The sequence below is a fragment of the Pseudomonas sp. NBRC 111127 genome, from assembly GCF_001320345.1.
Lineage (GTDB): Bacteria > Pseudomonadota > Gammaproteobacteria > Pseudomonadales > Pseudomonadaceae > Aquipseudomonas > Aquipseudomonas juntendi.
Genome location: NZ_BCBD01000233.1, coordinates 1 through 5562, shown reverse-complemented (window position 1 = coordinate 5562; position 5562 = coordinate 1). Strand labels below are relative to the sequence as shown.

At 68.1% G+C, this 5562-nt stretch carries 1 protein-coding gene; it reads right to left on the bottom strand.

What is annotated here, in order from left to right:
- The coding region (locus APH30_RS25820) for a non-ribosomal peptide synthetase (protein ID WP_156326692.1) at nt 1–5562 on the bottom strand (5562 nt) is incomplete at both ends.

The window sequence follows — 5562 nt, the reverse complement described above, 5'->3', positions numbered from 1 at the left end:
TGCTCCCGGCTGGCGAAGGCAAAGCGTGATTGCAGCACATACGGGTCGTGGCCCGCAGCACTCAGGTGGTGGTAGAGGATACCTTCCTGCAACGGCGCCAGTGGGTAGATGTCCTGCACGTTGGCCGCACCGCCCGGCACCTGGGCGACGATACGCTCGATCGCGCCCTGCTCCAAGGCCAGCAGCGGCAGCATGGCCGGGGTGATGTGGGTGCAGCCGGCAGGGATCAGGTTCTCCGGCACCACCACCTCGCGTGCCTGGCCCAGGGTGGCCGCCAGCGCAGCGATGCTCGGTTGGCCGAACAAGGTCCGCACATCGACCTGCAGGCCCTGGCGACGCAAACGTGCCGTCAGGTTCACCGCCAGCAGGGAATGGCCGCCCAGCTCGAAGAAGTTGTCGTGCCGCCCCACCCGCTCGACCTGCAGCATCTCGGCCCACACGGCAGCCAGTGCGCTTTCGACTGCGCCTTGCGGTGCCACGTACTCCTGCCTGGCCAGCAGCGCCGGGTCGGGGTCTGGCAAGGCCTTGCGGTCGAGCTTGCCATGCCGGGTCAGCGGCAAATGGTCCAGGCGGGTGAATGCCAACGGCACCAGGTGTGCCGGCAAGCTCGCCTGCATCGCCTCACGCAACGCGTCCGGGGCAACCGGCGCGCTGGCGCTGAACCAGGCCAGCAGGCGCTCACCGCGCACCAGCACCACGGCATCGATCACGCCCGGCTGGGCAGCCAGCACGCTTTCGATTTCGCCCAACTCGACCCGCACACCACGGATCTTCACCTGGTCATCGTTGCGGCCTAGGTAGTCCAGGGTGCCATCGGCATTCCAGCGCACCAGGTCACCGCTGCGGTACATGCGCGCATGGGCCTCGCTGCTGAACGGGTCGGCCAGGAAGCGCTCGGCGCTCAGCGCCTCACGCCTGAAGTAACCGCGTGCGACCCCGGCCCCGCCGATGTACAGCTCACCGGCCGCGCCCACCGGCACCGGCTGGCGCTGTTCATCGAGCACATAGACACGGGTGTTGGCGATGGGCTTGCCGATGTGCGGTACGCTGCCAGGCAGCACCCGGCCAGCGCTGGCCACCACCGTTGTTTCGGTCGGGCCATAGTTGTTCACCACGCTGAAGCCTGGGTCGTGTTCGAACGCCCGCAAGCGGTCGCCACCGACCAGCAAGGTACGCAAGGTCGGGTGCTGGCGCTCTCGGCGCAGGGCCTGTTCGGCGACCGGCGTTGGCAGGAAGCTGACGGCCAGCGGTTGTTCCAGCCACCAGTCGAGCAGTTCGTCCACGTGTTCACTGGCCACTTGCAGCGGCGGCAGGTGCAACACCGCCCCTGCGCACAGCGTCGGCCAGATTTCCCAGGCCAGCGCATCGAAGCCGAACCCGGCCACGCTGCTGGTGTGGCTGCCTGCCGTCACGGCAAAGGCCTCGCAGTGCCAGTGCACCAGGTTGGCCAGCGTCGCATGCTCGACCATCACCCCCTTGGGCTGGCCAGTGGAGCCGGAGGTATAGATCACATAGGCCAGTTGCTGGTGATCCAGGCCAGCCACCTGCGGGTTGCCCTGCGCTGCGCCTTGCCAGGCGTCGCTGTCCAGCACGATGCACGGGGCGTCGCCCACCAAAGCCCGGGTCGCAGACTCGACCACCACCCGCGCAGGGGCGCTGTCGGCCAACAGGTAGGCGATCCGCTCGGCCGGGTAGGTCGGGTCGATCGGCACATAGGCAGCGCCGGCCTTCAGCACGGCCAGCAAGCCGATCTGGCGCTCCAGGCTGCGCGGCAGGCACAGGGCAACCCGGTCACCCACCTGCACGCCCTGGGCAATCAGGTAATGGGCCAGGCGGTTGGCACTACGGTTCAGCTCGCCATAGCTCAGCACCCGGCCACCCTGGACCAGCGCCGCAGCCTGCGGCGTGCGTGCGGCCTGGGCTTCGACCAAGGCATGCACGGTGCGCCCGGTCGGGTAGTCGCGCCGGGTTGCATTGAAGGTGTCCAGTAACTGCTGGCGTGCCGCCTGGTCGATAATCGGCAGCGTGCCCACCGCAGCGGTTGCGCCCTGCGCCAGTGCCTGGGCCAATTGCGTGAGTGCCTGGCTCATCCAGCGTGCCACCTGCTCGGCGCCTACGCCCTGCTGGGCCAGAACGCTCAAGGCAAAACCTTCGCCCAGGTCGTCGACACTGAGGGTCAGCGGGTAGTTGCTGCGTTCCTCCCCTCCCAGCAGGCGCACGCCTTGGCTGCTGGCAGCACGGCCAGCGGCACTGCTATGGCGGTAGTTGAACAAAGCGCTGAACAGCGGCGAAGACGCCGCCACGGCGCTGCAACGCTGGGCCAGGGCCAGCGAGGCATGCTCGTGTTGCAGCAGCGCAGACAGCCGCTGGTGGGTCAGGCGCACCGCCTGCACTACCGGCGTCGACAGGTCGATGCGCAGCGGCAAGGTGTTGATGAACACACCCAGTGCCCGGTCAGCCCCTGCACCGCCTTGCAGGCGGCCCATCAGCACCGTGCCGAAGACCACGTCGCTGCGGTTGGCCAGCACCCCCAGTACCCGCGCCCAGGCCAGGTGGGCCAGGCTGGCGACACTGACGCCCAGGCGCCGGGCCTGTTCGCGCAGGTTGCGGGCCAAGGTGGCATCCAGCTGCAGTTGGGCCTCTTCGATGGCATGCCCTTCGCCCTGCACATCGGCCAGGCCGAACGGCAGGGTGGGCTCATCCAGGTCACCCAGCATCTCGCGGAAGAATGCCTCATGGCCGGCATCGTCTGCCGCCAACCGCGCCTGGGCCACGTACGTACGGTACGGCACCGGCGCGGGCAGTTGTGCGCCCTGCCCGTCCATCAATGCCTGCATTTCGCCCGCGATGACCTCCATGGCGGTATGGTCCAGGGCCAGGTGGTGGAATTGCAGTATCGCCACCACCCGCTGGTTGCGCGGGTCGGCGGCATACACCAGGCGCAGTAAAGGTGCGCAGGCCAGGTCCAGGCGCTGGTGGCGGGCATCGTAGCGCGCCTGCAAGGCATCGAGCACCGCTTCGCTGCCCAGCCCCTCGACAGCGGTAACCGCCATGCGGGCCTTGCGCCAAACCACTTGTACCGCCTGCTCGAGGCCTTCGCTGAGCACAGCGGTGCGCAGGATGTCGTGGCGGTCGATCACCTGCTGCAGCGCGCCAGCCCAGCGCTGCAGGTCGGCCAGGCTGTCGAACGCCAGGCGTGACTGCAGCAGGTACGGGTCGCCCTGCTCGGCGCTGAGGTGGTGGTAAAGAATGCCTTCCTGCAGCGGTGCCAGCGGGTAGATTTCCTGCACGTTGGCTGCACCACCCGGCACGCTGGCAACGATACGGTCGATGCTGGCCTGATCCAGTTCGATCAAGCTGAGCATCGCCGGGGTGATCACCTGGGCGTCTACCGGTACCCGGTTGGCCGGTACGTCCACCTCGCGCCCGCTGCCCACGGCAGCGGCCAGTGCCGCCAGGGTTGGCTGGGCGAACAGGACACGCACATCGGCAAGCAGGCCAGCCTTGCGCATGCGCTCGACCAGGGTTACCGCCAGCAGCGAATGGCCACCCAGTTCGAAGAAGTGGTCATGGCGCCCGACCTGCTCGACCTTCAGCACCTCGGCCCAGATGGCGGCCAGGGCAACTTCCACAGCCCCTTGCGGGGGCTCGAAAGCCCGGCTCACCAGGGCGTCGCTGCCCGGAAGCGGCAGTGCACGGCGGTCAAGCTTGCCGTTGGCAGTCAATGGCAGCTCGGCCAGGCACACGTAGGCAGCCGGCACCATGTAGTCCGGCAGCAGGCTTTGCAGGCGGCCGTGCAAGTCGGCGACCAGCGGCGCTGCCGCGTGCGCGGTGAAGTAAGCTACCAGGCGTTTGTCGCCCGGGGCGTCTTCACGCAGGACCACGGCGCTGTCGCGCACGCCTTCGCACTGGCCGAGACACGCTTCGATTTCCCCGAGTTCGATACGGAACCCGCGCAGCTTGACCTGCTGGTCGGCACGCCCAAGGTAGCGCAGCGTGCCGTCGGCCTGCCAGCTGACCAGGTCGCCGCTGCGGTACATGCGCGCCCCTGCCTGGCCACTGAAAGGGTCATCGAGGAAGCGTTCGGCGGTCAGCGCCGGCTGGCCAAGGTAACCCAGCGCCACGCCATCGCCACCGATATACAACTCGCCTACGGCGCCCAGCGGGACCGGTTGCCGACGGGCATCGAGCACGTAGCAGCGGCCATTGCCGATGGGCTTGCCGATCGGAATGCTGCCTTGGCCCACAGCCGTTATTTCATGGGTGGTGCTGAAGGTGGTGGCCTCAGTCGGGCCGTAGCCATTGAGCAAGTGCTGCGGCGCACCGTCGCGCAGCACCCGGGCAATCACTGCCGGGTCCAGCACGTCGCCGCCCACCATCAGGTAGCGCAGCTTGGCGAAGGCTGGCAGCAAGGCATCGGCAAACTGGTGGAACAAGCCTGCGGTCAGCCACAGCACGCTCACCTGCTGGCTTACCAATACATCGCGCAAGGCCTCGCGGCACAGGACCTGCGGCTGGTCGATCACCACCACGCAGGCGCCGTTGAGCAGCGGCGCCCATACCTCCAGGGTACTGGCGTCGAATGCCGGGTTGGAGGCGAAGGCCACCCGGTCGTCACGGTTGAACTCGGCAAAGCCGTTGTTGATGGCCAGCCTGACGATCGCCCGGTGAGGAACCAGCACACCTTTCGGCGTGCCCGTCGAGCCCGAGGTGTACATGACGTAGGCCGCGCTTTGCGCGTTCACCGCCAGGGCCGGTGCATGGTGTGGGCAGGCGGACAGGTCGCAGCGGTCCAGCTCTACCCTCACGGCCCCGCCGGTTTGCGCCTGGCTGGCGAGCGTCAGCAGCACGCGGGCCTGGCAGTCCTGGATCATGAACGCCTGGCGTTCGACCGGCGCATTGCTGTCCAGCGGCACAAATACCGCCGCGCATTTGCTCACGGCCAATTGCGCGGCCAGCAGGTCGAAGCTGCGCGGCAGCAACAGTGCCACCCGCTCACCCGGGTTTACGCCCAGGCTGAGCAGGTGGTGAGCCAGCCGGTTGGCATGCTCATCCAGTTGCTGGTAGGACCACTGGCGCTGCCCGTGCACCACGGCGGTCGCCTGTGGCGTAAGGGCGGCGTGGGTACCGACCAGTTGGTGCAGCGCATGCTCGTGCGGGTAGTCTCGGCGGGTGGCGTTGAAGCCTTGCAGCAGCAGTTCGCGTTCGCCGGGCGCCAGTTGGCTGAGCGTATGCAACGGCGTGGCCGGGGCCTGTTGCAAGGCATCGGCCAGTTGCGCCAGCGCGGTCGCCAGCAGGCGGCAAACCTGCCCGCCGTCTACCTGCGACACCGCCTGCACGGTGAGCACCAGGCCTTCGCCCAGGTCATCGATGTTCACCACCAGTGGGTAGTTGCTGCGCTCGTGGGCGGCGATCTGCTCGATGCCCTGCCATGCCTGGCGCAGTTCGACCTTGGCCGGGGCGCTGTGGCGGTAGTTCAGCAGGCTGGTGAACAGCGCCTGGCTCGCCGGCACGCCGCTGCAGCGCTGGGCCAGGGCCAGCGACGCCTGTTCGTGGGCCAGC